Source organism: Actinoplanes sp. NPDC049265 (assembly GCF_043197135.1).
Classification (GTDB): Bacteria; Actinomycetota; Actinomycetes; order Mycobacteriales; family Micromonosporaceae; genus Actinoplanes.
On the sequence record NZ_JBICSP010000001.1, the window covers coordinates 268,097 to 292,757 of the forward strand.

At 69.4% G+C, this 24,661-nt stretch carries 21 protein-coding genes and 1 tRNA gene; 12 read left to right on the forward strand and 10 right to left on the reverse strand.

Annotated features, from left to right (window positions below):
* Nucleotides 1–303: 303 nt before the first annotated feature.
* From ACGFIO_RS01250 to ACGFIO_RS01260, 3 genes are all read right to left on the reverse strand, one after another.
* Nucleotides 304–375 (reverse strand) — tRNA-Arg (locus ACGFIO_RS01250).
* A gap of 84 nt (nt 376–459) precedes the next feature.
* Entirely contained in the window at nt 460–1,125 is a 666-nt protein-coding gene (locus ACGFIO_RS01255; protein WP_392820466.1) for a DUF305 domain-containing protein, read from the reverse strand.
* Entirely contained in the window at nt 1,125–1,907 is a 783-nt protein-coding gene (locus tag ACGFIO_RS01260; RefSeq protein ID WP_392820468.1) for a DUF3105 domain-containing protein, read from the reverse strand. Before ACGFIO_RS01260 ends, ACGFIO_RS01255 begins: the two co-directional genes overlap by 1 nt.
* A 108-nt stretch (nt 1,908–2,015) precedes the next feature.
* Here ACGFIO_RS01260 and argS point away from each other — a divergent pair, with 108 nt between their 5' ends.
* The 5 genes from argS to ACGFIO_RS01285 are packed head-to-tail and all read left to right on the forward strand — an operon-like array spanning nt 2,016 to nt 8,474.
* Entirely contained in the window at nt 2,016–3,659 is a 1,644-nt protein-coding gene (argS, locus tag ACGFIO_RS01265) for an arginine--tRNA ligase (protein ID WP_392820471.1), read from the forward strand.
* Between the two features lie 3 nt (nt 3,660–3,662).
* The gene (gene lysA, locus ACGFIO_RS01270; protein ID WP_392820473.1) at nt 3,663–5,048 is read left to right on the forward strand and encodes a diaminopimelate decarboxylase; all 1,386 of its coding nucleotides are present in this window, start codon (nt 3,663–3,665) and stop codon (nt 5,046–5,048) included.
* Nucleotides 5,045–6,346 (forward strand): homoserine dehydrogenase, encoded by a 1,302-nt coding sequence (locus tag ACGFIO_RS01275; RefSeq protein WP_392820475.1) that lies wholly within the window; start codon nt 5,045–5,047, stop codon nt 6,344–6,346. The genes lysA and ACGFIO_RS01275 overlap by 4 nt, the downstream gene beginning before the upstream one ends.
* Nucleotide 6,347: 1 nt before the next feature.
* Nucleotides 6,348–7,397 (forward strand): threonine synthase, encoded by a 1,050-nt coding sequence (gene thrC / locus ACGFIO_RS01280; RefSeq protein ID WP_392820478.1) that lies wholly within the window; start codon nt 6,348–6,350, stop codon nt 7,395–7,397.
* A 15-nt stretch (nt 7,398–7,412) separates the two neighbouring features.
* A complete protein-coding gene (locus ACGFIO_RS01285; protein WP_392820480.1) occupies nt 7,413–8,474 on the forward strand; it encodes an acyltransferase in 1,062 nt (353 codons plus the stop codon).
* A gap of 58 nt (nt 8,475–8,532) precedes the next feature.
* Here the strand turns inward: ACGFIO_RS01285 and ACGFIO_RS01290 are convergent, their stop codons facing one another.
* Nucleotides 8,533–9,360, reverse strand: coding sequence for a patatin-like phospholipase family protein (locus ACGFIO_RS01290; RefSeq protein ID WP_392820483.1), 828 nt, complete (start codon nt 9,358–9,360; stop codon nt 8,533–8,535).
* A gap of 110 nt (nt 9,361–9,470) precedes the next feature.
* On the opposite strand from ACGFIO_RS01290, the gene ACGFIO_RS01295 reads away from it, so the two are divergent.
* Together ACGFIO_RS01295 and ACGFIO_RS01300 are read left to right on the forward strand one after the other, a co-directional pair.
* Nucleotides 9,471–10,025, forward strand: a complete 555-nt coding sequence (locus tag ACGFIO_RS01295) for a TetR/AcrR family transcriptional regulator (RefSeq protein ID WP_392820486.1) — start codon at nt 9,471–9,473, stop codon at nt 10,023–10,025.
* Between the two features lie 110 nt (nt 10,026–10,135).
* A complete protein-coding gene (locus tag ACGFIO_RS01300; RefSeq protein WP_392820489.1) occupies nt 10,136–10,744 on the forward strand; it encodes a hypothetical protein in 609 nt (202 codons plus the stop codon).
* On the opposite strand, the gene ACGFIO_RS01305 is transcribed toward ACGFIO_RS01300, so the two are convergent.
* Together ACGFIO_RS01305 and ACGFIO_RS01310 are read right to left on the reverse strand one after the other, a co-directional pair.
* Nucleotides 10,741–13,485, reverse strand: coding sequence for a glycoside hydrolase family 2 TIM barrel-domain containing protein (locus ACGFIO_RS01305; RefSeq protein ID WP_392820492.1), 2,745 nt, complete (start codon nt 13,483–13,485; stop codon nt 10,741–10,743). The two genes, ACGFIO_RS01300 and ACGFIO_RS01305, sit on opposite strands and share 4 nt — an antisense overlap.
* 9 nt (nt 13,486–13,494) lie before the next feature.
* On the reverse strand, nt 13,495–15,570 hold the full coding sequence (locus ACGFIO_RS01310) for a PQQ-dependent sugar dehydrogenase (protein ID WP_392820494.1): 2,076 nt from the start codon (nt 15,568–15,570) through the stop codon (nt 13,495–13,497).
* A 122-nt stretch (nt 15,571–15,692) separates the two neighbouring features.
* Between ACGFIO_RS01310 and ACGFIO_RS01315 the strand changes: the two genes are divergently transcribed.
* Nucleotides 15,693–16,802 carry an acyltransferase gene (locus tag ACGFIO_RS01315; RefSeq protein WP_392820497.1) on the forward strand — a complete coding sequence of 370 codons (1,110 nt, stop codon included), beginning with the start codon at nt 15,693–15,695 and terminating at the stop codon, nt 16,800–16,802.
* Here the strand turns inward: ACGFIO_RS01315 and ACGFIO_RS01320 are convergent.
* On the reverse strand, nt 16,758–17,243 hold the full coding sequence (locus tag ACGFIO_RS01320; RefSeq protein ID WP_392820500.1) for a MarR family winged helix-turn-helix transcriptional regulator: 486 nt from the start codon (nt 17,241–17,243) through the stop codon (nt 16,758–16,760). The two genes, ACGFIO_RS01315 and ACGFIO_RS01320, sit on opposite strands and share 45 nt — an antisense overlap.
* A 140-nt stretch (nt 17,244–17,383) precedes the next feature.
* Between ACGFIO_RS01320 and ACGFIO_RS01325 the strand changes: the two genes are divergently transcribed.
* Nucleotides 17,384–20,668 carry an efflux RND transporter permease subunit gene (locus ACGFIO_RS01325; RefSeq protein ID WP_392820503.1) on the forward strand — a complete coding sequence of 1,095 codons (3,285 nt, stop codon included), beginning with the start codon at nt 17,384–17,386 and terminating at the stop codon, nt 20,666–20,668.
* A 46-nt stretch (nt 20,669–20,714) separates the two neighbouring features.
* Here ACGFIO_RS01325 and ACGFIO_RS01330 read toward each other — a convergent pair whose 3' ends face one another.
* Together ACGFIO_RS01330 and ACGFIO_RS01335 are read right to left on the reverse strand one after the other, a co-directional pair.
* Nucleotides 20,715–21,509 carry a GNAT family N-acetyltransferase gene (locus ACGFIO_RS01330; RefSeq protein WP_392820505.1) on the reverse strand — a complete coding sequence of 265 codons (795 nt, stop codon included), beginning with the start codon at nt 21,507–21,509 and terminating at the stop codon, nt 20,715–20,717.
* Between the two features lie 2 nt (nt 21,510–21,511).
* A complete protein-coding gene (locus tag ACGFIO_RS01335) occupies nt 21,512–22,453 on the reverse strand; it encodes an RNA polymerase sigma factor (RefSeq protein WP_392820508.1) in 942 nt (313 codons plus the stop codon).
* 189 nt (nt 22,454–22,642) lie between these two features.
* Between ACGFIO_RS01335 and ACGFIO_RS01340 the strand changes: the two genes are divergently transcribed.
* The 3 genes from ACGFIO_RS01340 to ACGFIO_RS01350 are packed head-to-tail and all read left to right on the forward strand — an operon-like array spanning nt 22,643 to nt 24,416.
* Nucleotides 22,643–22,918 (forward strand): hypothetical protein, encoded by a 276-nt coding sequence (locus ACGFIO_RS01340; RefSeq protein WP_392820511.1) that lies wholly within the window; start codon nt 22,643–22,645, stop codon nt 22,916–22,918.
* Between the two features lie 53 nt (nt 22,919–22,971).
* Nucleotides 22,972–23,853 carry a DUF4231 domain-containing protein gene (locus tag ACGFIO_RS01345; RefSeq protein WP_392820514.1) on the forward strand — a complete coding sequence of 294 codons (882 nt, stop codon included), beginning with the start codon at nt 22,972–22,974 and terminating at the stop codon, nt 23,851–23,853.
* 53 nt (nt 23,854–23,906) lie between these two features.
* Nucleotides 23,907–24,416, forward strand: a complete 510-nt coding sequence (locus ACGFIO_RS01350; protein WP_392820517.1) for a pyridoxamine 5'-phosphate oxidase family protein — start codon at nt 23,907–23,909, stop codon at nt 24,414–24,416.
* Nucleotides 24,417–24,421: 5 nt separating this feature from the next.
* On the opposite strand, the gene ACGFIO_RS01355 is transcribed toward ACGFIO_RS01350, so the two are convergent.
* A complete protein-coding gene (locus tag ACGFIO_RS01355; protein WP_392820519.1) occupies nt 24,422–24,604 on the reverse strand; it encodes a hypothetical protein in 183 nt (60 codons plus the stop codon).
* Nucleotides 24,605–24,661 lie beyond the last annotated feature (57 nt).

A 24,661-nucleotide genomic window follows, 5' to 3' on the forward strand; every position in this document is an offset into this window, starting at 1 on the left:
CCGGCGTTCGGCGGCATGGCAGCATGCGCGGCCCGGGTGGTCGGCCGAACCTAGACGGCGACCCAAGGGCGCCATCGGTCGAGGCGGGTGCCTCGGCGCACGCAGGACGCCAGCCGTTTCAGGCGGTAGCCGATGGGTTCGCGGGCCCGGCCAAGCTCTTGATGATCTTGATCGGGCTTCGGTACGTCCTCGGCACGAAGGACCTTAGCTGTCCAGTGATGGCCGTACACGGCCAGACAGACAAAAAGGGCCACTGACCGAGTCATCGCTGGTCAGTGGCTCGAAAGGCCACGTCAACTACGGTGCCCCCGGCAGGATTCGAACCTGCGCTTTCGCCTCCGGAGGGCGACGCTCTATCCCCTGAGCTACGGGGGCTCAGGAACGCTCAGAAGCCTAGCAGGCCCCCAAGACCCCGAGCCAGCCGGATACCCGCGTGGCGGGCACCCGGCTTGCGGCGGGTCAGCTGGCCTGCTTCTTCTTCAGCAGGTCGTCGATCAGGTTGAGTTCGCTCTGCTGGCCGGTGACCATCGACTGGGCGAGCCAGGTGATGTCCTTGTTGTCGGTCTGGTCGAGGATGGCCTGGGCCATGTGCAGGCCGCCGAGGTGGTGGGCGCGCATCAGGGTCAGGAACTGGAGGTCGACGGCGGGGGCGGTGGCCTGGCGGAGTTTGTCGATCTCGGCGGGGGTGGCCATGCCGGGCATGAGGCCGTTCTGGACCGAGGCGGCGCCGCCGGGCATCCAGGACATGGCGGGCTGGGTGCGGGTGGGGCTGAGGCCCCAGTCGCGGAGCCAGGCCTGCATGGTGCCGATCTGGCCCTGCTGCATGGTGGCGATGTCGGCGCTCAGGCTGATGATTGTGGGGTCCGTCGACGCCGCGTGGGCGATCATCGACATTTCCACGGCCTGGGCGTGGTGGTCGCTCATGTCGCGCAGGAAGCCGGCCTCGGCTGAGGCGTCGCCGGGGCGGGCGGCGGTGTGGAAGGCGAAATACGTGCCGCCGGCGCCGAGCAGGAGGCCGAGGATCAGGAGGCCGGCCAGCCAGGCCACGCCGAAGCGGATGGGCTGGGCGGGCGCCTCGACCGGGGCGGTGTCGGCCGCCCCGGGCTCGGTGATGACGCTGCTCATCAGCTGTCCTGGGGCGTGGTGCCGACCGCCGTGACGCCGTTGGAGCAGATGGCCTGCGGCTCGACGGTGGCGTTCTGGCGGAGCGCCTTGATGAACTCGTCGATGCGGGTGTCGTCGACCGAGTCGAGTTTGAGCTGGTAGCCCCAGGCCTGCAGGGACACGTTCTTGTCGAGGTTGGCGATGGGGCTCATCAGCGAGTACGGCTGGCCCTGGATCTTGCCCTTGAGCTTGTCGACCTGGTCGGCGGGGAGGCCCTGCTTGTAGGTCAGCCAGACCGCGCCGTGCTCGAGGCTGTGCACCGCGTGTTCCACGGGGATGGGCTGGTCGTACACGTCACCCATGCAGTTTTCCCAGCGCGGGTTGTGGTCGCCGCCCACGGGGGGACTTGTCTTGTACGTGAGGACCCCGGGCTTGTGGTTGCGCGCGGTGATCGTCTTGTCGGGGTTGTCGCGGTAGTTGACGATGCCCTTGATGGCGTCGGCGCGCTCTTCCCATGGGGTGGCCGCGTCGTTGCTGCTCTTGGCGGCGGCGTACACGCCGTACCCGATGATGCCGCCGGCCAGCAGGACAACGACGGCCGCGACGATGATCGGGCCCCAGTTGCGCCCGCCGGCGACCTTGACCGGAGTGACCGGCTTGCGGCCTTTGCCGCCGCCTTTGCCCTTGGGCGTGCTCTTTTTGGCGCCGGAGGGGCGGCCGGCGGGCGGTTTGCCCTGGCCAGAGGTCTTGTCGACCTTCACCGTGGACGGGACCCGCTCGGGACCCGGGGTGCTCATGCTCATCGTGCCTCGTCAATCCATCCGCAAGACGATCGCCGCACGGCCGTCGCGGCGAGACCTAGGGCGCCATAGGCCACCGAGCACGAAAGTCTACCCGGATAGCATGGCTCAGTGACTCCCGCCGACCTCGCTGCCACCGTTCTCTCAGCTGCCCGTGCCGTTTTCGTGGCCCGCGAGCTCGACGAAGCCGCTCTGCCGGCGACGACGGCCGTCGAGCGACCGCGCAACCCCGAGCATGGCGATTATGCCTCGACCCTGGCCCTCCAGCTCGGCAAGAAGGCCGGAGTGCCGCCGCGTGAGCTGGCCGCCGCGCTGGCCGCCGAGCTGGGCGCGCAGCCGGGCATCAAGTCGGTGGAGATCGCCGGGCCGGGCTTCCTGAACATCCGGCTGGATGCCGCCGCGGCCGGTCAGCTGGCCCGCGACATCGTGCTGGCGGGCGCCGAGTACGGCCACACCTCCCGGCTCGACGGTCAGCGGATCAACTTGGAGTTCGTCTCGGCCAACCCGACCGGGCCGGTGCACATCGGCGGGGTCCGGTGGGCGGCGGTCGGTGACGCCCTGGCCCGGCTGCTGCGGGCGGCGGGCGCCGAGGTCGGCACCGAGTACTACTTCAACGACGCCGGTTCGCAGATCGACCGCTTCGCCAAGTCGCTGTACGCGTCGGCGCGGGGCGAGCCGGTGCCCGAGGACGGGTACGGCGGCGAGTACATCGCCGAGATCGCCGCCACGATCAAGGCCGAGTCGCCGGGCGCCGACCTCGAGGGGTACCGCGTCCGGGGCGTCGAGCTGATGTTCGCCGAGATCAAGCGGTCGCTGTCCGACTTCGGCGTGCACTTCGACACGTACTTCAACGAGAAGGACCTGCACGACCGGGGTGAGCTGCAGACCGCCCTGGACCGGCTGCGCGAGCAGGGCCACACGTTCGAGGCGGACGGCGCGACCTGGCTGCGGACGAGTGACTTCGGCGACGACAAGGACCGGGTGCTGCGCAAGTCGGACGGCGACTGGACCTATTTCGCCGCCGACTGCGCGTACTACCTGGACAAGCGGGAGCGCGGGTTCGAGCGCGTGGTGATCATGCTGGGCGCCGACCACCACGGCTACATCGGCCGGATGAAGGCGATGTCGGCCTGCTTCGGTGACGACCCGGCGGTCAACCTGGAGATTCTCATCGGGCAGATGGTCAACCTGGTGCGTGACGGCGAGCCGGTACGGATGAGCAAGCGGGCCGGCACGGTGGTGACCCTGGAGGACTTCGTCGAGGCGCTGGGCGTGGACGCGGCCCGGTACGCGCTGGCCCGGTATTCGTCGGATTCGACCATCGACATCGACATCGACCTGTGGACCCGGGCGACCCGGGACAACCCGGTCTACTACGTGCAGTACGTCGCCGCCCGCACGGCGAACGTGGCCCGCAACGCCGCCGAGGTGGGTCTGACCCGCGGCCGCCCGGACGACTTCCACCCCGGGTTGCTGGGCCACGAGAAGGAGAACGAGCTGCTCAAGGCCCTGGGCGAATACCCGGCCGTGGTGGCCAGCGCGGCCGAGCTGCGTGAGCCGCACCGGGTCGCCCGCTACCTCGAGGAGGTGGCCGGGGCGTACCACCGTTTCTACGACAAGTGCCGGGTCACCCCGATGGGCGACGAGGAGATCTCCGACCTGCACCGGAGCCGGCTGTGGCTGAACGACGCCACCCGTACGGTGATCGCGAACGGGTTGGGCCTGCTCGGGGTCAGCGCACCGGAAAGGATGTAAGGCGTGAGAGCGCATGAGGCGGGTGCCCTGCACGGTGATCTCGGCACCCGGGGGCCGGCGTGGCTGCGTACCCCCGAGAATGTGAATCAGCTCGTGCCGGAACTCTGGCCGCGGACAGTGCGTCGCGCCGAGGCCGGCGATCTGATCATCGGCGATGTGAGCGTGCGTGACCTGGCCGCCGAGTACGGCACTCCGGCCTACCTGCTCGACGAGGACGACCTGCGGGCCCGGTGCCGCGACTTCAAGAGCGCCTTCGACGGCGCCGACGTCTATTACGCGGGTAAGTCGTTCCTGTGCAAGGCCGTGGTCAAGGTCGTCGATGAAGAGGGTCTTTTTCTAGATATTTGTACGGGTGGGGAGCTCGCCGTGGCGCTGGCCGCCGGCTTCCCTCCGGAGCGCATGGGTTTCCACGGCAACAACAAGTCGGCGGCCGAGTTGCGGAGAGCGGTCGACGCGGGGATCGGCCGCATCATCGTCGACTCGTTCCAGGAGATCGATCGGCTGAGTGACATAGCCGAGAAATCGGGCAAGCGGCCGTCGGTCCTGGTCCGCGTCACGGTCGGTGTCGAAGCTCACACGCACGAGTTCATCGCCACCGCGCACGAGGATCAGAAGTTCGGGTTCTCGCTGGCCGGCGGCGACGCCTTCGCGGCCGCCACCAAGATCATCGACGAGGACCGGCTCGACCTGCGCGGACTGCACTCGCACATCGGGTCGCAGATCTTCGACACCAGCGGTTTCGAGGTGGCGGCCCGGCGGGTGCTGGAACTCCAGGCCCAGATCCGTGACGCGCGCGGCGTCGAACTGCCCGAACTCGATCTGGGCGGCGGCTTCGGCATCGCGTACACCACTCAAGACGATCCCTCACCCGCCGCCGACCTGGCCAAGCGCATCAACAAGATCGTCGAGGGCGAGTGCGACCTGGCCTCGCTAGCCAAACCCAAGCTCTCCATCGAACCGGGCCGGGCGATCGTCGGCCCGGCCGTGCTGACCCTGTACGAGGTGGGCACGGTCAAGGACGTCGACGGGATCCGGACGTACGTGAGCGTCGACGGCGGAATGAGCGACAACATCCGCACGGCGCTCTACGACGCCTCGTACAGCGCCACGATCGCCTCCCGGGCCAGTGACGCCGAACCGCTGCTGGCCCGCGTGGTGGGAAAGCATTGTGAGTCCGGGGACATCGTCGTGAAGGATGAATTCCTGCCCGCCGACGTGCAGCCCGGAGATCTTCTCGCGGTTCCCGGCACGGGCGCGTACTGCCGGAGCATGGCCAGCAACTACAACCACGTGCCACGCCCGCCGGTGGTCGCGGTCCGGGCCGGTGCCTCGCGGGTGATCGTCCGCCGGGAAACCGAGGAAGATCTGCTCGCATTGGATGTTGGATGAGGTCTGTGAAACTGGCCCTGCTCGGCTGTGGCACGGTCGGCTCCGAGGTCGTCCGGCTGCTGCACGACCAGGCCGACGACCTGACCGCGCGCATAGGCGCCACGCTCGAGATCGCCGGCATCGCGGTCCGCCGCGCCGGCCGTGAACGCGGCGACCTGCCCGTCGACAAGAGCCTGTTCACCACCGACGCGCTCGGCCTGGTCAAGCGCGACGACGTGGACATCGTGATCGAGGTCGTGGGCGGCATCGAACCGGCCCGCACCTGGCTCACCGAGGCCCTGCGCGCCGGCAAGAGTGTCGTGACGGCCAACAAGGCGCTGCTGGCCGAGGACGGCGCGGCCCTGCACGACGCGGCCGCCGAGGGCAGCGCCGACCTCTACTACGAGGCGTCCGTGGCGGGTGCGATCCCGCTGCTCCGCCCGCTGCGCGAGTCTCTGCACGGCGACCGGGTCACCCGCGTCACCGGCATCGTCAACGGCACCACCAACTTCATCCTGTCGTCCATGGACCAGAGCGGGGCCGGTTTCAGCGAGGCGCTGGAGGAGGCCACCGCGCTGGGGTACGCGGAAGCCGACCCGACCGCCGACGTCGAGGGTTTCGACGCCGCCGCCAAGGCCGCCATCCTCGCCTCGCTCGCCTTCCACACCCGGGTCACCGCGGCCGACGTCTTCCGTGAGGGGATGACCGGGGTGACGGCCGGCGACATGGCCAGCGCCAAGGCTATGGGCTGCACGATCAAGCTGCTGTGCATCGCCCAGCGTGGCCTCGACTCGACCGGCCAGGAATCGGTCAGCGTCCGGGTGCACCCGGCGATGATCCCGGTGTCCCATCCGCTGGCCGGGGTGGGCGACGCGTTCAACGCGGTGTTCGTCGAGGCCGAGGCCGCGGGCCAGCTGATGTTCTACGGCCGCGGCGCCGGAGGTACGCCGACCGCCAGCGCCGTGCTGGGTGACGTCGTCGCGGCGGCCCGCAACCGGCTCACGGGCACCCGCGCGCCGAGCGAGTCGGCGTATGCGAAGCTCCCGATCCGCCCCATCGGCGAAGCCGTGACCAGATACCACATCAGCCTGGACGTGGACGAGCGGCCCGGCGTGCTGGCCGCGGTGGCCGGGGTGTTCGCGCGGCACGAGGTGTCGATCGCGACGGTCCGGCAGTCCGGCCGGTCCGAGGACGCGCAGTTGGTGATCGTCACCCACGGCGCACCGGACGCGAACCTGGCCGCGACCGTCGCTGAGCTGGACAAGCTCGATATCGTTCGGTCCATCGCCAGCGTGCTGCGGGTCGAGGGTGGAGATTGAGATGTGGCGTGGACTGATCGAGGCGTACCGCGACCGGTTACCGGTCGGGCCGGACACTCCCGTGGTGACCCTGCATGAGGGGAACACGCCGCTGGTTCCGGCGCCGGTGTTGTCCCAGCGCACCGGGGCGGATGTCTACCTCAAGGTCGAGGGGGCCAACCCGACCGGCTCCTTCAAGGACCGCGGCATGACGATGGCCGTGTCCAAGGCGGTCGAGGAAGGCGCCAAGGCGATCATCTGCGCCTCCACCGGCAACACGAGCGCGTCGGCTGCGGCGTACGCGGCAAGAGCGGGTCTGACCTGCGCCGTTCTCGTCCCCCAGGGGAAGATCGCGCTGGGCAAGCTGGCCCAGGCCCTCGTCCACGGCGCCAAGTTGTTGCAGGTCAACGGCAACTTCGACGACTGCCTGGCGCTGGCCTCGAAGCTGTCCCAGGACTACCCGGTCTCGCTGGTCAACTCGGTCAACATCTTCCGCCTGCACGGGCAGAAGACGGCCTCCTTCGAGATCGTCGAAGCGCTCGGCGACGCGCCCGACATCCACTGCCTGCCGGTCGGCAACGCCGGCAACATCTCCGCCTACTGGATGGGCTACCAGGAAGAACTCGACGCCGGCAACATCAAGCGGGCGCCGCGGATGTTCGGCTTCCAGGCCGCCGGCGCCGCACCCATCGTCAACGGCCAGGTGGTGCCCGAGCCGTCCACGATCGCCACCGCGATCCGAATCGGCAACCCGGCCAGCTGGACCAAGGCACTGGACGCGCGCGATGCGTCCGGTGGCCTGATCAACGCCGTCACCGACCGCGAGATCCTGACCGCGTACCGCCTGCTGGCCCGCGAGGTCGGCGTCTTCGTCGAGCTGGCCAGCGCGGCCAGCGTCGCCGGTCTGCTGCAGCAGGCCGAGGCGGGCCGGATTCCGGCCGGTGCGCGCATCGTTTGCACGGTCACCGGCCACGGCCTGAAGGACCCCGAGTGGGCCATCTCGACGGCGCCGTCCCCGACCACGATCAAGAACGACGTCCTGGCGGCGGCGAAGGCCCTCGACCTGACGTAGCTCGTTGAACCGGGCGTGGCCCTTCTCGACATCCCGGTTCAGGCGACGGCACGACCGCAGCGGGAGTGGGGGCTGGACGCGCTCCGGGTCGTAGCGATCACCGGTGTGGTCGCGATCCACGTGTCCGGCCTGCTGCTCGGGCCGCGTTCCGGCGGTCCGGCGTGGTGGGCGGCGGTGACCGTCAACGTCGGCTCGACCTGGGTGGTCCCGGCCTTCGTGATGATCAGTGGCGCGCTGGTGCTGTCGCCCCGGGCGCACGCCGACGGCCCGGCCGCCTTCTATCGCAAACGCTTCGCCCGTGTCCTGCCCGCGCTGCTCGCCTGGCATGTGATCTACCTGGTCGTCGTCCGGTGCTGGCTGCGCGGCGAGCCGTTCCGCCCGCGCATCGCCCTGATCGGCCTGCTCGACGCCAAGACGTTCACGGCGCTGTATTTCCTCTGGCTGATCGCCGGTCTCTACGTGATCGCCCCCGTGATCGCGGCGTTCCTGCGTGGTGGCGGCCGCCGGCGCGCGTTCGGCGTCGCGCTGGTCGCGCTCCTCTGGACCCAGCTGGGGTACGCCGTGAGCACGCTGTCGTCACTCCTCGGCGCCCCGCGCCCCATCCACCTCGGCGTCTGGAACCAGTGGTGGCCGTACGTCGGCTTGTTCGTGGCCGGCTGGGCGTTGCGTGGCGTCGTCCTGCGCCCGTCCGGGCTGGTGGCGGCGGCGCTGGCCGGCGTGCTGGCGGTGGCCGAGCCGATCTGGCAGTACGCCCACCCCCAGCGCCTGCTCGCCTTCCTGCCGATCACCCGGCTGGGCCCGATGATGACCGTGGCGGCGATCTGCTTCTTCCTGGTGGCGACCGGGGTGGCGGCCCGGATCACGCCCGGCCCCCGCACGGCGTCGGCCCTGCGTCGTCTCTCCGGGGCGGCGTTCGGCGTCTTCCTCGTACACCTGCTGATCCTGGAGATCGTGAAGGTGATCGTGCCGGCGACCTCACCTGTCATCCTGGCCGCCGCCTTCGTCGCGACCCTGGCGACGTCCTACGCGATCTCCCTGCTCGCCGCCAGGATCCCCTACCTCGGCGCGATCTTCTAGGGCGCAATCTGACGGCCCAGGGCCACGCCGCGGCCCGGGGTGATCCGTCCGATGCGCCCTAACCGTGGGCGCGACCCAGCTCGTAGGCCCGTGGGGCGCGTGAGCCGTCGAGCACGTGCAGTCCCCGGCCGCTCAATTCCTGAAAGGCCAGGTCGGGTTCGATGACCGTGACCTCGGCGCCGGCGGCGCGGAGGGCGGCCAGGTCGGCGTGCTGCCGGCGGTCGACCTCGTCGAGGATCGGGTCGGCCGGGCGGTCCGGGGAGTCGAGCGGATAGCAGGAGATCGCCAGGACGCTGGTCGCGTGCTCGGCCGTGTGGGCGTTCAACGGCGTACGCATGCCGCCGTCGATCTGAGGCGCGCCTCCGACGGTGATCGGCGGGATGACCGTCGGCACCGCGCAGCTGGCGGCGACGGCCCGATGCAGTTCGACGCCGTCGGCGGCGCTCCAGACACGGAACTCGCCGGTGAGCGCGTCGATCGTGGTGCACCGGAAGGACTCCGGCCAGGGGCGGCCGACCAGCCGGGCGAAGTACGGGTGAGCCAGGAACGCCTCCTCGGGCATGGTGTCCGCGGCCAGGGCGGCGCGCCCGATCGCCTGCAGCGCCTCCACCGGTCCGGCGGCGCCGGCGATGGCGCGCAGCATGGCCGCTTGCATGGCCGCGAGGTCGACGGTCCCCGCGCCGACCGGCAGCTTCGCCGCCGCGAGCAGCTCGCTGGTGTCCTCGCCCAGCGTCAGGTAGGCGCCGGCCACCGCCCCGGCCGAGGTGCCCACCACCAGATCGGCGTCGCCCACCCCGGCGCCGCGCTCACCCAGCGCGTCGATCAGCCCCATCTCCCAGGCCAGACCAACCGGCCCACCGCCACCCAGAACCACCGCACGTCGCATCCGCTGCCACCCTCTGCCGATCTGTCAGTGGCTGCCAAACTAGCACTGCCTGTCAATGAGTTAGAGTCCGACAGGTGGCCGGCGATCTACGTGCGAGAACTCGGGAAGCCATGCGAACCGAGATCGCCGCCGTCGCCATGCACCTGTTCGTCACCCAGGGCTTCGCGGTCACGACTGTCGACCAGATCGCCCAGACCGCCGGCGTCTCGCCCCGTTCCCTGTTCCGCTACTTCGGCACCAAGGAAGACATCGTCCTCGGCGACATGAGGGCAGCCGGCGAGATGGTCCGCGACGCCCTTCGCGCCCGCCCCGCCGCCGAGTCTCCGTGGGACGCGCTCAGCGCCGCGATCGCCGCCCTGGGCGAGGTCCCGGGCAACACCCACGAACGCGCCTTCCGCCTCGCCGAGATGTTCACCATCGAGCCGTCCCTGCGAGCCCGCAAGGCCGAAAAGCGCCGTGACTGGCTCGACCTGCTGGTCCCCGAAGTCGAACGCCGCATGGGCATCGACCCCGTCGACCTCCCCGACGTCCGGGCTCACGCATTGGTCGCCTGCGCCCTGACCTGCCTCGACACCGGAACCGAAATCTGGGTCCGCCAGGGCGGCACAGGCAACCTCGGCGACCTCGTCAACGAGGCCCTCACCGTCATGCGCCCGCACCGGTAGTCCGCGGCGACTCCGTGGCATGGTTCGCGCCACGGCCGGAGTTCCCGGATTCGTGCCAGCAGTTGCCGGGGCTCGTCCGCCGGGGCGGCTCGGGCGGCAAGGTCATCGGCATGAATCGACTTCTGGCAATTCCGGTGATCGTCGGCGCTTTCGTTCTCTCGACCGCCTGCTCGGGCATCCAGCCGAGCGCCGGGTCACCGGCCCCGCAGGCGCCGGCCGCCAGCACTCCGGTGGACTCCGCGCCGGCCGACGCCGATCAACCGGCTGTCCAGCCGGAGAAGGCCAAGGACGTGCGGAAGACCAAGACCGCCGCGCAGGCCAAGAACGACAAGAGCACCAAGACCACGAAGACCACCAGCAAGCGCGAAGGCGGGGACGCCACGTTCCCGATCAGCCCGGGAACGCACCTGGTGCTGCTGCACAGCTACAACAGCGCCAAGCACACCGCGGTCATCGAGCCGGCCACGTTCAGCAAGGACGGCAGCGCGGTGAACGGCGACGGCAGCCGGTACACGCTGCCCGTCAACTCGTCGCCCAAGATCTTCTCCACCAACGGTGGTAACCCGGACTGCATGGACGGCGAGGGCTTCAAGACCACGGGCAGCTGCATGGCCGGCGCCGACTGGCTGAAGAAGCAGCTCGGCCACGGCGGCTTCCCGGTCACCATCGCCAACACCGGTGACTTCATCTACGAGATCGCCGAGCAGTACCGGCCCTAAGCGTCGAACTTGAAGTAGAGGGTCCGGTGGTAGTCGGTGGACGCCGCGGTGTTCGGCTGGCTCTCGGGGCCCAGCGCGGCGGCCGCGTGGAACTTGTTGCCGATCGCGGCGATGCCGTCGAGGAAAGAGATGTCGCCGGTGGGATAGGTGGCTGTGGCGGTTTGTGGGTCGGGACCGGTCGCGGGGGTGAACAGGCGCAGGAACAGATTCTCCTCGGCCGCCACGACGGTGATGGTGCCCTCGGTGGTGGTCAGGCGGGCCCAGCACGTGTTGGCGTGGTAGCCCTTGAACTCGGGGTATTGGAAGCCGCTGGAACCGGTGGCCGTGTTGTTGTAGGGCTTGGCCCAGACGTCGGGGGTCACGCCGCGCAGGCGGTTCTTGTAGACGCGGTATGGGCCGTCGCCCAGCCAGGTGACGGAACGAACCTGGGACTCGGGGTAGTCGAAGTTGACGCCCAGGTGGTCGAAGGTTCCGGTGCGACGGTATCGGTACTCCAGGCGAAGCCAGCCGTTGGCGTCGAGGCGCCAGCGTACGGAAGCCAGATCGCCGGTGTAGTCCGCCCGCACGACCCAACCGGTGCCGTCGCGGAAGTGCGTGAGGGCCGTGAGGGCCGCCGTGCCACCGGCGGGGGCAGGGCCGTTGGCCAGGGAGAAGCCGGTCACGCCGGTCAGCCTGCCGGTGGTCTTGCTGATGGTGACGCGGGTCGTCCGGGCCGCCATGGTGACGGTGGACGAGGTCTCGGTGGCCGTGACCGAACCGGAGCCGGGGGTGACGAGCAGCGCCACGTAGTCGGTGGCCTTCTTGATGCGCCAGGCCCAGTCGACGATCTGGCGGCCGGTCGGGTCCGTGGCCGTCAGCCGCAGGGCGTCGGCGTTGGTCCACAACGCGGGCAGGCCGAGGGTCACCGCGCCGGAGCCGCCGGGGGCGATGTCGGGGCCCGGTCCGCTGCCCTGCGCGGTCACCTGGTGGCCGGTGCCGGTGCCGGGCCGCGGGAAGTCGACCAGCTGCCAGGTGAAGGTGCACCGGCGGAGGTTGGTGAAGGCGTACCGGTTCTGGATCTTCACCGTACGGTCGAAGCCGGCCGGGAACGTCGAGGCGTAGTAGCCGGGGTTGGACAGCTGGACCGGTGACCAGATGTCGCGGATGGTGTAGAAGCTGGCCTCTTTCTCGCGGTACGGGCCGAGGATGCCGTCGGGGGCCCGGTTGCCGAACGTGTCCAGGGTGCCGCCGAGGTCGTCGCGGGCCACCGTCTCGTCGACCAGGGACCAGATGAAGCCGCCGGCCGAGCGGCCGCTGCCGCCCATCAGCTTCCAGTAGTCGTTGAGCCCGGCACCGGCCCCGCCGTCGTACAGGCCGTGCAGGAACTCGGTCGGCATGTAGACATTGCTGCCGTTCGCCCGGCTCTGCGTCGACGCGTACGTCTGATAGTGGCTGGTGTCGACGCCGCTGAACGTGGTCCACGGGTGCAGGACCTTGCGCTTCTGCGGATCGTAGAGCGCGAAGTCGTCGTCCAGCGCGGTGTTCCAGCCGCCCTCGTTGCCGTTGTCCCAGAACAGGATGGACGGGTGGTTGACGTCGCGGGTCACCGTCGCGGCCACCAGCGGCGCCCCGGCGCCCTCGTCGTAGCGCTTCTGCCAGCCGGCCAGCTCGTCCAGCACGTACAGGCCGAGTTCGTCGCAGAGGTCGAGGAAGAACGCGTCCGGCGGATAGTGCGACATCCGCACCGCGTTCATGTTCATGTCCTTGATCAGCTCGACGTCCTGACGGGCGAGCCGGGGGCTGGAGGCGCGGCCCAGCGTCGGCCAGAAGGTGTGCCGGTTCGCACCCTTGAGGACGACGCGGGTGCCGTTGACGTAGATGCCGTCACCGGGGCGGACCTCGACCGTACGGAAGCCGAAGCGTTCGGTGACGACGTGCAGGGGCCCGCCGGCGCTGTCGGTCAGTGTCACCTCGACCTGGTGCAGGTTCGGTGTCTCGGCCGTCCACAGCGGCGGATCGGCGACGGTCGTGGTCAGCCGGGCCGTGGTGGCGCCGGCCGAGACGGCGACCGTGAAGGTCTGCCCGCCGATCCGGCCGATCACCTGACCGGCCGACGTCAGGCCGGCCAGCAGGACGTCGGCGGTGAAGGTGCCGTCGGCCCGGGCGTCGATGGCGATCCGGTCGATGTGGGCGGCCGGGACCGCCCGCAACGAGACGGGACGGAAGATGCCGCCGAAGTTCCAGTAGTCGCCCCGCCGCTCGGCGTCGTTGATCGAGTTGTCGGCCGATTCCTTGCTGACCGTCGCCTCGAGCAGGTTGGATTGCCCGAGGCGGATCAAGGCCGTCACATCGTACGAGAATCGGTAGAAACCGCCCCGATGGACCGGGCCGGCCGAGACGCCGTTGACCCGCACCTCGGTGTCGGTCATCGCTGCCTCGAAGACCAGGAAGATCCGGCGGCCGGCCCAGGCGGCGGGCGGCGTGAAGCTGTGCCGGTAGTTGCCCTTCTCCCCCGGCACCAGGTCGGAGCCGTAGTGGTAGCTGCCGAAGCCGTGACACTCCCAGTTGGACGGTGTCGGGATGGTGGTCCACTCTCCGGCCCGCCGGCCCTGGGTGACCTGGAACTCCCAGTCGACCGTGTGATCGGCGTCCGTACCGGTCAGCACCATGGTCTCGGTGGCACGGGACGGTTCGCCCAGGGGCGGGATCCCGGCGGTGGAGAGAGCGCCCAGGGCCAGGAGATGACGACGGCTGATCTGCATGGGAACCCCTCAGCTGCCCAGCGTGACGTGGAAGAGCTTCTCGTTGCTGTTGTCCGGGATGCTGTCCTTGTCGCCGTTGTTGCTGGTGGTCAGCCACAGGCCGCCGTCGGGCGCGGGTTCGACGGTGCGCAGCCGGCCGTACGTGCCGTTGAAGAAGATCTGCACGTCGGTCAGCTCGCTGCCGCTGATCACCTCGCGGTAGAGCCGGGTGCCGCGCTCGCAGGCGACGTAGAGCACGTTCCGCACGATCGCGATGCCCGAGCAGGAGCCGTCCGCGGTCGGGTAGGTGCGTTTGGGCGCGATGTACCCGGCGGTGCCACAGGTGCCGGACGTGCCCTCGCAGGCCGGCCAGCCGTAGTTGCCGCCCTTGGTGATCAGGTTCGTCTCGTCCATGACCGAGTTGCCGAACTCCTGCTCCCACAGCCGGCCCTGCGAGTCGAAGGCCAGGCCCTGCGGGTTGCGGTGCCCGTAACTCCACACGTAGTTGCCGAACGGGTTGTCCGACGGCACCGACCCGTCGGTGTTCAGCCGCAGGACCTTGCCGTTGAGGCCGCTCAGGTTCTGCGCGTTGTCGCCGTTCTGCGCGTCGCCGGTGCTGGCGTAGAGCTTGCCGTCGGGGCCGAACCGCAGCCGGCCGCCGTCGTGGAACTTGTTGCGCAGGATGCCGGAGATCAGCACCTGCTCGGTGCCGGTGTTCAGGGTGTCGCCGTCGAGCCGGATCCGCACGATCCGGTTGTCGCTGGGCGACGTGTGCATGATGTACAGCCAGTGGTCGCTGCCGAAGGTCGGCGCGATGGCCAGCCCGAGCAGGCCGCCCTCACCGTCGGTGTTGTCGACGTTGGGCACCGTGCCGACGGTCGTCCGCGCGCCGGTCGCCGGGTCGAGGCGGACGATGGTGTGCGCGTCGCGCCGGGTGTAGAGGATCTTGCCGTCCGGGAGCGTGACGAGTCCCCACGGGATGTCGGTGTCGGTGCCGATCTGGGTGACCGCGCAGATCGCGCCGTCGCACGCCGCCCCGGTGGTCACCGTCACCGTGTTGCTGTGCGCGGAGACGTTGGCCTGCGCGTCGCGGGCCACCACGAAGTACGGGTAGGCCCGGTTCGCGGCCAGGGCGCTGTCGATGAACGTCGTCGCCGGTGCGCTGGTGGCGGTGCCGGTGACGGTGCCGACCTTGGCGTTGTCGCGGTAGATGTCGTATGCCCGTACGCCGATGTTGTCGCTCGCCGCGGTCCAGTTCAGCGTCACCGTGGTGCCGGCGGCCGCGCCGGTGAGCCCGCCCGGCGCGGTCGGGGGCTGGGTGTCGGCCTGGCAGTGCGGCGGGGTGACCGGCACGGTGGTGCTGGCCTGTGAGACGTTGCCGGCGGCGTCCCGCGCGTTGACGTAGAGGCCCCAGGTCACGCCGCCGACCACGGTCAGACTGGTGGACAGGGTGGTGCCGCTGACCGACTTCATCAGCTGGCCGTCGTGGTAGACGTCGTAGAAGGCGACGCCGACGTTGTCGGTCGACGCGTCCCAGGCGAAGGTGGCCGCGTCGCAGACCACGTCGGTGACGCGCGGGTTGGCCGGAACGCTGGGCGGGACGCTGTCGCCGGCCGAGGTACGCCATTTCTGGTTGGCCTGGCCGGTGCAGGTGAACATCCCGACGAGCGTGCTGTTGGCCGTGTCCGCGCCGCTGACGTCGAGGCAGAGGCCGGACTGTACGCCGGTGACGGTGCCGTCGGTGTTCAGGCGCCACTTCTGGTTGGCCCCGCCGTTGCAGGTGTAGATCTGCGCCACCGCCGGCGAGGTGGTGGCCTGCCCGGCGACGTCGAGGCACTTGGGCGGGTCGTACACCCGCAGCTCACCGGCGGCGGTGAAGGTCCACGCCTGGTTGGCCGTGCCCTTGCAGTCGAAGATGTTGACCCGGGCCTTGTCGGCCTGGGACTCGCCGACGACGTCGAGGCAGCGGCCGGAGGCGACGCCGATCACGGGTACGCCGGTCGCGGCCTCGGCCGGCGTCCGGACCACGGTCAGGCCGATGGAGATGAGGACGACCGCGATCAGGACGATGACCGGCCGTCGGCTGCAAACGTTTGCGGTATTCATCCCTCGCCAGGGTAGAGATGAATTTCGATGTGTCAACGGCATCGGCGGGTAGCCGCTCTACCCGGCGGCGGCCTCGACACCCCGTAGCTTTATGAGTCGTTGACAGGGTTGTGACGCAAATAGTGGCTAATGTCGCTGTTGTCCCGAGCCAGAAAGGCACCGGGGTGGCGGCGGGCGCGACCCGGCGCCGGCAGTGGGAGCTCGACGCGCTGCGGCTCATGGCCATCTGCGGGGTGGTGGCGATCCACGTCGTCGGCATGATGCTGGGCAACGATCACCTGACCGGCGGGCGGCAGTGGTGGGCCGCGGTCACCATCGATCTCGGGCTGGTCTGGGTGGTGCCGGTCTTCGTGATGATCAGCGGGGCGCTGGTGCTGTCACCGCGGGCCCACGCCGCCGGGCCGGCGGAGTTCTGGCGGAAGCGCTTCGTACGCGTCGGGCCCGCTCTTGTCGTCTGGCACTTGATCTATCTGTTCGGGGCGCGGGCCTGGCTCAAGGGCGAGGAGCTGAACCGCGGCACGGTCATCGCCTGGCTGCTCGACGGGAAGGTGTACACCGCGCTCTACTTCCTCTGGCTGATCGCGGGGCTCTACCTGGTCGCGCCGCTGATCGCCGCTTTTCTCCACAGTGGTGGACGGCGGCGGTCGGCGGTGACGGCGGCGGCGACGCTCGGGTTCACCGTGGCCGTGTTCGCCGCCTCGGGGCTGGCCGCGCTGAACGGCACGCCGCGGCCGATCGCGCTGGGCGCGCTGACCATGTGGCTGCCGTACGTGGGCTATTTTGTCGCCGGATGGGCCCTGCACCGGGTCGTGCTGCCCGCCTGGGGGGTCGCGCTGGCCGTGGCCGGTGCCGCCGTGTCGCTGGCCGAGGTGGTCTGGCAGTACGGGCACAAGCCCGCCTACCCGGCCCTGCAGCAGCTCGTGCCGACCAGCTACCTGGGCGCCGGCACGGCGGTGGCGGCCGTGTGCGTCATGCTGGCCGCGACCGGGCTGGGCGCGCGGGTGACGCCCGGCCCGCGCCTCGGCCGTCTGCTCCGTCGGCTGGCCGACGCGACGTTCGGCGTGTTCCTCGTCCACCTGCTGATCTTCGAGGTGGTCCGGCGCCTGGTGCCCGCCGTGGCCGAGGCGTCCTCGCTGGTCGTGATGCTCGCCGCCTGGGCGTTCGTGGTGGTCGCGTCCTTTGCCGTGTCACTGGTGGCGGCACGGATTCCCGTCGTCCGGGCCGTCTTCTGAACCCAGTTCGTCCGACGCCGCCTTGACCAACAGGGTGGTGGCCTCGGCAATCGTACGAAGCTGATCTGCTGAGAGCCGGCTGAGGAGTTTTCGCTGCTTCTCCATGCCGGCGTCGAAGATACCCCCGATGAGTTCGCTGCCCGCCCTGGTCAGCCCGATCCGGCGCACCCGCCGATCGCGCTGGTCCTCGGTGCGCGCGACGAGGTCCTGGGCGACCAGGCGATCGATCATCCCGCTCAGCGCGGCCAGACCGACGCCGAGCATTCTCGCCAGCTCACCGCCGGAGATGTTGCCGTGACGGGCCAGCAGCATCAGGATCTTGATCTGGGTCAGGGTCAGGTGCGAGTCGAAGAGCGGATCCGCGCGGTCGTAGGCAAACAGCCGCTGGAGCCGCTGCTGCGCGACCATAATGTCGGCGATGAGCTGTTCGTTCGCGGCCACCGCAGCCTCCTGTGTATCGGGCTGATGGCCGAATTGCGTCCATCTGGTGACGAACGCTACCAGCGCACCCCACCGAAAAACCATTTGTTCGTGTGGGGCAAACTATCAGTGCTGACCGAACCATTATCGGGGGAGCGCACATGTCGGTTCTGACCAGGCTGAGTCTCGCCAACCGCGGGCTCGTGGCACTCATCGCGATCGTGATCACCGGCTTCGGTGTCTACGCGATCCCATCCCTCAAGCAGCAACTGCTGCCGTCCCTGGAGTTCCCCGGCGCGTTCATCGGCGCATCGGTGCCGGGCGCCTCCCCGGAAATCATCGAGGAACAGGTCACCAGACCGATCGAGGACGCCGTCAAGGGAGCCGACGGCCTCGACACGATCCAGTCGAGCACCCGCGAGGGCTTCGCCACCATCTCGGTGACCTTCGAGTTCGGCACCGACATCGACCAGGCGGTCAACCAGCTGACCACGTCGATCAACCGGATCCAGTCGACCCTGCCCAACGGCGTCGAGCCGACCGTCTTCGCCGGCAGCACCGACGACATCCCGGCGATCGTGCTGGCCGCCTCGGGTGGCGGCGACGCCAAGACGCTCGCCCAGAAGCTCAACGAGAGCGTCGTCCCCGAGCTGAACGCCATCGAGGGCGTCCGCGACGTGCAGGTCACCGGGACCAAGTCCGAACAGGTCGTGATCACCCCGGACTTCGCCAAGCTGGGCCAGAACGGCGTCCAGCCCACCGCCCTGACCGATTTGCTCAAGGCCAACGGCATCTCCATACCGGCCGGCGCGCTGACCGAGGGCGACAAGTCGTTGAGCGTGCAGGTCGGCGCCCCGATCACCACGCTCGACCAGCTCAAGAACCTCTACCTGTCGGGTACGCGCGGCGCGGTGAAACTCTCCGACGTGGCCAAGGTCGAGAGCAAGCCGTCCACCGTCACCTCGTTCACCCGCACCGACGGCAAGGAAAGTCTCGGCATCGCGGTCACCGCCTCCCCCGACGGCAACCCGGTGGCGATCTCGCACGAGGTCAACGACAAGCTCGCCGAGCTCGAGAGCGGGTCCGGCGCCGACCTCACCGTCATCGTCGACCAGGCGCCGTTCGTCGAGCGATCGATCGACTCGCTGACCACCGAGGGTCTGCTCGGCCTGGTCATGGCCATCATCGTCATCCTGGTCTTCCTGCTGTCCATCCGGTCGACGCTGGTCACCGCGGTGTCCATCCCGCTGTCGGTGCTCGTGGCGCTGATCGCGTTGTGGATCGGCGACTACTCGCTCAACCTGCTCACCCTGGGCGCGCTCACCATCGCCGTCGGCCGCGTCGTCGACGACTCGATCGTGGTGCTGGAGAACATCAAACGACATCTGGGGTACGGCGAGCAGAAGGCGCACGCCGTCACCGCCGGCGTACGCGAGGTGGCCGGCGCGGTGACCGCCTCGACCCTGACCACGGTGGCCGTCTTCGCTCCGATCGCCCTGGTCGGCGGGTTCGTCGGGCAGCTGTTCGCACCGTTCGCGATCACCGTCACCGTGGCCCTCGTCGCGTCCCTGTTCGTGGCCCTGACCGTGGTGCCTGTCCTGGCGTACTGGTTCCTGAAGCCGGCCGCCGGCGGCGCCGAGACCGAGGCCATCCGCCAGGCCGCCGAGGAAAAGGAACGCCGCAGCCCGCTGCAGCGCGGCTACCTGCCGATCATCCGGTTCGCCACCAAGCGGCGCTGGACCACGGTGCTGATCGGCATCCTGGTCCTGGGCGGCACGTTCGCCCTCTCCACCCGGCTCGAGACCAACTTCATCGACCAGTCCGGCCAGGACTCGGTCAACATCAGCCAGCAGATGCCGGTCGGCACCAGCCTGGCCGCCACCGACGCGGCGGCCAAAAAGGTCGAGCAGATCATCGGCGCCCGGGGCGACGTGAAGTCGTACCAGGTGACAGTCGGCCAGGGTGAGTTCAACCCGTTCGCCGGGTCCGGCGGCGCCAGCCAGGCCGAGTTCAGCGTCGCGCTCGACGAGGACGCCGACGCGGTCAAGGTCGGCGACGAACTGCGCGACCAGCTCGGTAAGCAGACCGGCATCGGCGAGATCACCGTCGGCGGGGACAGCAGCACCGGCCTCAGCGGCGACGAACTGTCGGTGACCGTCAAAGCGTCCGAGAACGACACGCTGACCACGGCGACCGAGCAGGTCCGGGCCGAGCTGGCCAAGCTCGGTGACGTCACCGACGTGAAGACCTCGCTGGCCGCCAGCGTGCCCCGCCTCGAGGTCTCGGTCGACCGGCAGAAGGCGGCCGCCGCCGGGCTCACCGAGGGCCAGGTCGGGCAGTCGGTGGCCGGTTCCTTCCGGCCCGCGCCGGCCGGTCAGATCACCATCGACGGGACCAGCCAGGACGTGGTGATCTCGTTCGCCGCCCCGCCCACCGACCAGAAGGCGCTCGAGGCGCTGCCGCTGACCACCGCACGTGGCCCGGTCCCGCTGTCCCAGGTGGCGACGGTCAAGCAGGTCGACGGCCCGGAAGAGGTCACCCGGATCGACGGCGAGCGCAGCGTCACAGTCAGCGGCACGTTCACCGGCAAGGACCTGCGCGCGGTCACCAGCACGCTGACCAAGAACCTGGACGCGCTCAACCTGCCGGCCGGTGCGTCGTACGAGATCGGCGGGGCCAGTGCCGACCAGGCCGACGCCTTCGCCGACCTGGGCCTGGCCGTGCTGGCCGCGATCGCGATCGTCTTCGTGATCATGGTGGCCACGTTCAAGAGCATCGTGCAGCCGATCATCCTGCTGGTGTCCATCCCGTTCGCCGCCACCGGCGCGATCGCGCTGCTGCTGGCGACCGGGACGCCGCTGGGCGTACCGGCCCTGATCGGTGTGCTGATGCTGGTCGGCATCGTGGTGACCAACGCCATCGTGCTGATGGACCTGATCAACCACTACCGCCAGCAGGGCATGGGCGTGCAGGAGGCGGTCATCGAGGGCGGCCGGCACCGGCTGCGCCCAATCCTGATGACCGCCATCGCGACCATCTTCGCGCTCCTCCCGATGGCGTTCGGCCTCACCGGCGAGGGCGGCTTCATCAGCAAGCCGCTGGCCGTCGTGGTGATCGGCGGCCTGGTCAGCAGCACCCTGCTGACCCTGGTGCTGGTGCCGACGCTGTACACCATGGTGGAGAACCGCAAGGAGAAGTCGCGGGCCAAGCGGGAGCGCAAGCGGCTGGCCAAGGCGGGCCCGAAACACGCGGCCGACGAGCCCGAGGGCCTCGTGCCCGCCGACGCCGAGGTGCCCGACTCCAGCGGCGGCGCCCACGAGGCCGAGCCGGAGCGGTCGTTCAGCTCCCAGGCCGACAAGCCGGGTGGTGCGCTCCGCGGCCACACGGACCAGTTCGAGGTCCTGAAGCTGCCCCGGCGCCCGGCCGGCCCGCCCGAGCCGGCATGAACACGCTGAATTGACGAGATGGCCCCGGCAACCGCCGGGGCCATTCTCATGCGGCGGTCCAGCGCCAGTTGGGGCGGATGTAGTTCGGTTCGAGGCCGGCCCGGCGCATGTTGTTCAGCGACGAGTGCCGCGGCGACGCGTCCGACCAGCCCGTCTCCGCGACCACCGTGTGACATCCGGCCTCGCGGGCGGCGGCGATGCGGGCGGCGATCAGCGCGTTCTGCGCACCCCGGCGGCGGAAGCCGGCCCCGGTGCCGGCGCCGCCCAGGCCACCGACGCCGTCCAGCAGATAGAGGTTGGCGCCGGCCACGACGCGGCCCGAGTCCCAGACCGCGAACGAACGACAGCGCGAGTCGCCGAGCATGCCCAGGAACATCGCGACGTGCGGCTCGCGCTCGAACTCGTACGCGTCGACCAGGGCCTCGGCCCACGCGCGCGCGTCGGCCTCGGTGACCGGGCGCACGTCCAGGCCGGCCGGGCCGGCCGGGGTGGTCTCGCCGATCGGGCCGGACAGCTTCATGACCCGGCCGCCGCTGTCCTCGATGCCACGGGACGCGCACAGTTCGGCCCAGTCGTCCGGCGTCAGCTCGGGCGGGATCTGCAGCGTCCCCCAGGCCGTGCCATGGTCCTGCCAGAAGCCGATGATCTCGTCCAGCAGCGCGCCGGTGACCGGCTTGGTGAAACCCACGGCCTTGTTCCAGTAGCGGTTCGGGTCGTCCCGCAGGGCCAGGACGACGACGCCGTCGACCTCGGTGGAGGCCGGCCCGTGCGACGCCGGTGCCCCGGTCAGGTAGGCGCGCATGAAGGCGGCCTCGACGGCTTCGATGTTGATGGTGGTCATGCCTACAGGTGCGCGGCGGCGGCCGGAAAGTTCGATCGCGGCTGGTGAATTATCCGGACCCGGCTCACCCGCCCGTCCCGCACGGTCTGCACCCAGGCCGACCCGGGCGGGCAGTGATCCGGATCCCAGGCCGGGCTGATCAGGTCGTTCTCCCAGATCAGCACGTCGCGGGCGGCGAACACGGCGCGCAGCGGATGGCGTACCCCATCGGAAAGGCTCTTGCGTACGCCCCCCAGCAGCGCCTCGATGGTGCGCCCCGACCGCCCGCTCGGCCAGCGGCTGTCCACATCGTCGTGGAAGACCTCGGCCAGCCCGGTGAAGTCGCCCTGCTCGAGCCGGCCGAACACATCGCCAGCCTGCCGCCGCCGCGCCTCGGTGACCGCGGCCAGATCGTCCGCGCCGGCCGTCTCGGCGGTCGCCCGCAGCGCACCGGCCAGCTTGACCCGGGCCTGGCTGAGCCGGCTCCGCACGGTCCCCACGGGCACATCACACGCCCGCGCGATGCTCTCGTAGTCGTTGCCGACGGTGAAGTAGCGCAGCATCGTCACCAGGCGCAACGGCGGCGACAGATCGTCCAGCGCCCGCCACACCCAGTCACGCAACGCGAGCCGGTCCAGCAGTTCCTCCGGCCCCGGCCGCGGGTCTTTCAAAATCGGCACTTCGATGGGTACGAAGCGGTCCCGGCGTCGCAGCACCCGGCACGAGTTGCGCGTGATCCCCCGCAGCCACGCTCCCACAGAGTCGGGTTCTCGCAGGTCATCGAGGCTGCCCACGGCGATCAGCGCGGCATCCTGCACCGCGTCCTCGGCGTCCGGCCCGGCGCCGAGCAGACCGACCGCGACCGCGTACATCCCGGCCCGATGCCGCCCGAGCAGCACGCCGAGGCTGGCGGCGTCACCGGTGCGCGCCGCCCGCACAAGATCGGCGTCCGTCGCGATGGGCATCCCGGCAACGATAGCCACCCGAGAAAATCGGTCCAAAATCTCCGCATCCCCAACGCCGCCGGGTCAAGGGTGCGCGGGTCAGCGGCCCGCCTTTCCCGGTCCTGACCGATTCTCAGGAATTCGACGAACCGGTCGAGGCTCGAGTTGACCAGGCTGAGCCCTGCGCCGCCGACCACGAACACCTCGAGCGTGGCGGTGTCGACCGCGACCATCTCCCTCAGCATCGGCGCCGATCTGAACAAGCTCGCGGGCTTCCACATCGGACAACAAGGCCAGCGGGCCGCCGCCTCGGAGGTGCCGGAAGAACATCGCCGGCAGGGAGCCTTCTCTCAGAATCTGGGCGATCCGCGGCGGCACCCGCCCCAGAGCCTCAGCGGGGAACTCGGCGGCTTCGCTTGCGCGCATGTCACGAGCGTCGACCCCGCTGCCACCCGCAACCACCGAGCCGCGCACAACAGCAAGTGATCAGTCGCCCCCAACGACATCGACGGGTAGCCACGCTTTCATAGGCTAGCAATGTGGGCGAATCTTTTACCCTTCAACGAAAAGACCTTCCGGAACTCTACCGGGTCGGTTCAGCACACTCGGCCAAGGGACGTCAGCAGTCCGCACGCTGGCTGGCGGTTCAGCTAGCCCTACTCAGCGCCGGCGCCGGGATTGGAGCCATCGACGGCGTCAAAATCGGAGCCTTGGACCTGGGCGCCGCGTCGGCAGTCGCCGCGCTCCTCCTCTCGCTCGTGCCCGCTACATGGCTGGCAATGCGTAACCCGCAGCGATCTTGGTACGAGGGTCGAGCGGCGGCCGAGTCAATAAAGACGCTCGTCTGGAAGTATTCGGTCCGGGCTCAGCCTTTCGACCACGACGACGAATCCGCGGTAGCCCGCTTAACTTCCGACTTCGCAGCCGTACGCTCGGAGATCAGCTCGATCGCGTGGCCCTCCGAATCAATGTCCGTCACACCAGCTATGCAGCAACTGCGGGACAGCGCATTGGCGGAGCGCAAGAACGCTTATCTCACTGGCCGTCTGGCTGAGGAACGCACCTGGTACACCGCGAAGGCACGGCGGCATCGGCAGATGCACCGAATGTGGAGCATCCTTGTCTTCGGCGCTACCGCCGTCGGTCTCCTGACCGGTGCCCTTGACGCGTTCGGCGTGGTCTCGTATGACGGCCTGGGCGCTGCCACCGCTGCTGCAGCGGGGGCGACGGCCTGGCTGCAGATGAAGCAACATCGCCCGCTTGCCACCGCCTACGAACTGACCGGCCGGGACCTCGCCGCAGCCAGCAGGACGCTAGCTTCCATCGAGGAGGAGCGGGACTGGGCTCGGCGAGCGGAGGAGGCGGAGGAAGCGGTGTCGCGGGAACACACCATGTGGATCGCCCGCCGAGAAGCCGCATGATCGCTCAGTGACGGTAGCTTTAGCATCGTGACGATACGAAGGCGAGGAAGGACATGGCTGTAGACCTCCAAGTCTTGGACGATAAACATGAAGCCGACGAGGTCATGTCCTCCGCGCTAGATGTTTTGACGGGCCGCGACCTTCTGACCTTGGCCACCCAATCGAGTGAGCTAGGACCGCACGCCAACTCGGCCTTCTTCGCCGTCGACGACCTGGTTCTGTTCTTCCTCAGCGAGCGGACGACTGTACACAGCCAGAACCTCGATGCTGATCAGCGCGTGTCAGCTTCGGTCTTTCTCGACCCCCCGCAGTACGGCGAAGGGCTACGCGGCATTCAGGTGTGGGGAACCGCACGGGAGGTGAGTCCAGAGGAGCGACCGCATGCGATGGATGTGCTCAGGCGCAGGTTTCCCACCTTTGCCGCCGACCCGGCCGTGCGTGATCGCTTCCTGCAAGCCGAGCTGCCGTCGGTCTTCTATCGAATCGACATCGACCGTCTGACTGTTCTGGACGAGCCTCGTTTCGGGCGACGTGTCTATGTTTCCGCATCGGTCCGGCGCTGAGAGACTCAATCGCCGTCGAGATCGATCTCCGGAACATCGACATTGGCGAATACCGCGAGGCTGTCCGCCGGGTCCAGATCAGCGGCCAGCTGCTGCAACTCGGCCAGCGGGTCCACGTCGTCCGGCAGAGTGCCGGACTGCAGGGCGCTCAGCCAGTTGAGGGGCCGGGAGGGGCCGTCTTCAGACATCCACAACCTCGAATATCGATCAAGGGTTTGGAACCCATACTCTAGAGCGAGTCTAGT

What these genes read in the sequence shown, in the direction of transcription:
- ACGFIO_RS01310 (WP_392820494.1), bottom strand. Translation starts at nt 15,570, where the DNA reads ATGAATACCGCAAACGTTTGCAGCCGACGGCCGGTCATCGTCCTGATC.
- ACGFIO_RS01260 (WP_392820468.1), bottom strand. Translation starts at nt 1,907, where the DNA reads ATGAGCATGAGCACCCCGGGTCCCGAGCGGGTCCCGTCCACGGTGAAG.
- ACGFIO_RS01325 (WP_392820503.1), top strand. Translation starts at nt 17,384, where the DNA reads ATGTCGGTTCTGACCAGGCTGAGTCTCGCCAACCGCGGGCTCGTGGCA.
- ACGFIO_RS01355 (WP_392820519.1), bottom strand. Translation starts at nt 24,604, where the DNA reads ATGTCTGAAGACGGCCCCTCCCGGCCCCTCAACTGGCTGAGCGCCCTG.
- ACGFIO_RS01295 (WP_392820486.1), top strand. Translation starts at nt 9,471, where the DNA reads ATGCGAACCGAGATCGCCGCCGTCGCCATGCACCTGTTCGTCACCCAG.
- ACGFIO_RS01350 (WP_392820517.1), top strand. Translation starts at nt 23,907, where the DNA reads ATGGCTGTAGACCTCCAAGTCTTGGACGATAAACATGAAGCCGACGAG.
- ACGFIO_RS01290 (WP_392820483.1), bottom strand. Translation starts at nt 9,360, where the DNA reads ATGCGACGTGCGGTGGTTCTGGGTGGCGGTGGGCCGGTTGGTCTGGCC.
- thrC (WP_392820478.1), top strand. Translation starts at nt 6,348, where the DNA reads ATGTGGCGTGGACTGATCGAGGCGTACCGCGACCGGTTACCGGTCGGG.
- ACGFIO_RS01335 (WP_392820508.1), bottom strand. Translation starts at nt 22,453, where the DNA reads ATGCCCATCGCGACGGACGCCGATCTTGTGCGGGCGGCGCGCACCGGT.
- ACGFIO_RS01275 (WP_392820475.1), top strand. Translation starts at nt 5,045, where the DNA reads ATGAGGTCTGTGAAACTGGCCCTGCTCGGCTGTGGCACGGTCGGCTCC.
- ACGFIO_RS01330 (WP_392820505.1), bottom strand. Translation starts at nt 21,509, where the DNA reads ATGACCACCATCAACATCGAAGCCGTCGAGGCCGCCTTCATGCGCGCC.
- ACGFIO_RS01255 (WP_392820466.1), bottom strand. Translation starts at nt 1,125, where the DNA reads ATGAGCAGCGTCATCACCGAGCCCGGGGCGGCCGACACCGCCCCGGTC.
- ACGFIO_RS01305 (WP_392820492.1), bottom strand. Translation starts at nt 13,485, where the DNA reads ATGCAGATCAGCCGTCGTCATCTCCTGGCCCTGGGCGCTCTCTCCACC.
- ACGFIO_RS01300 (WP_392820489.1), top strand. Translation starts at nt 10,136, where the DNA reads ATGAATCGACTTCTGGCAATTCCGGTGATCGTCGGCGCTTTCGTTCTC.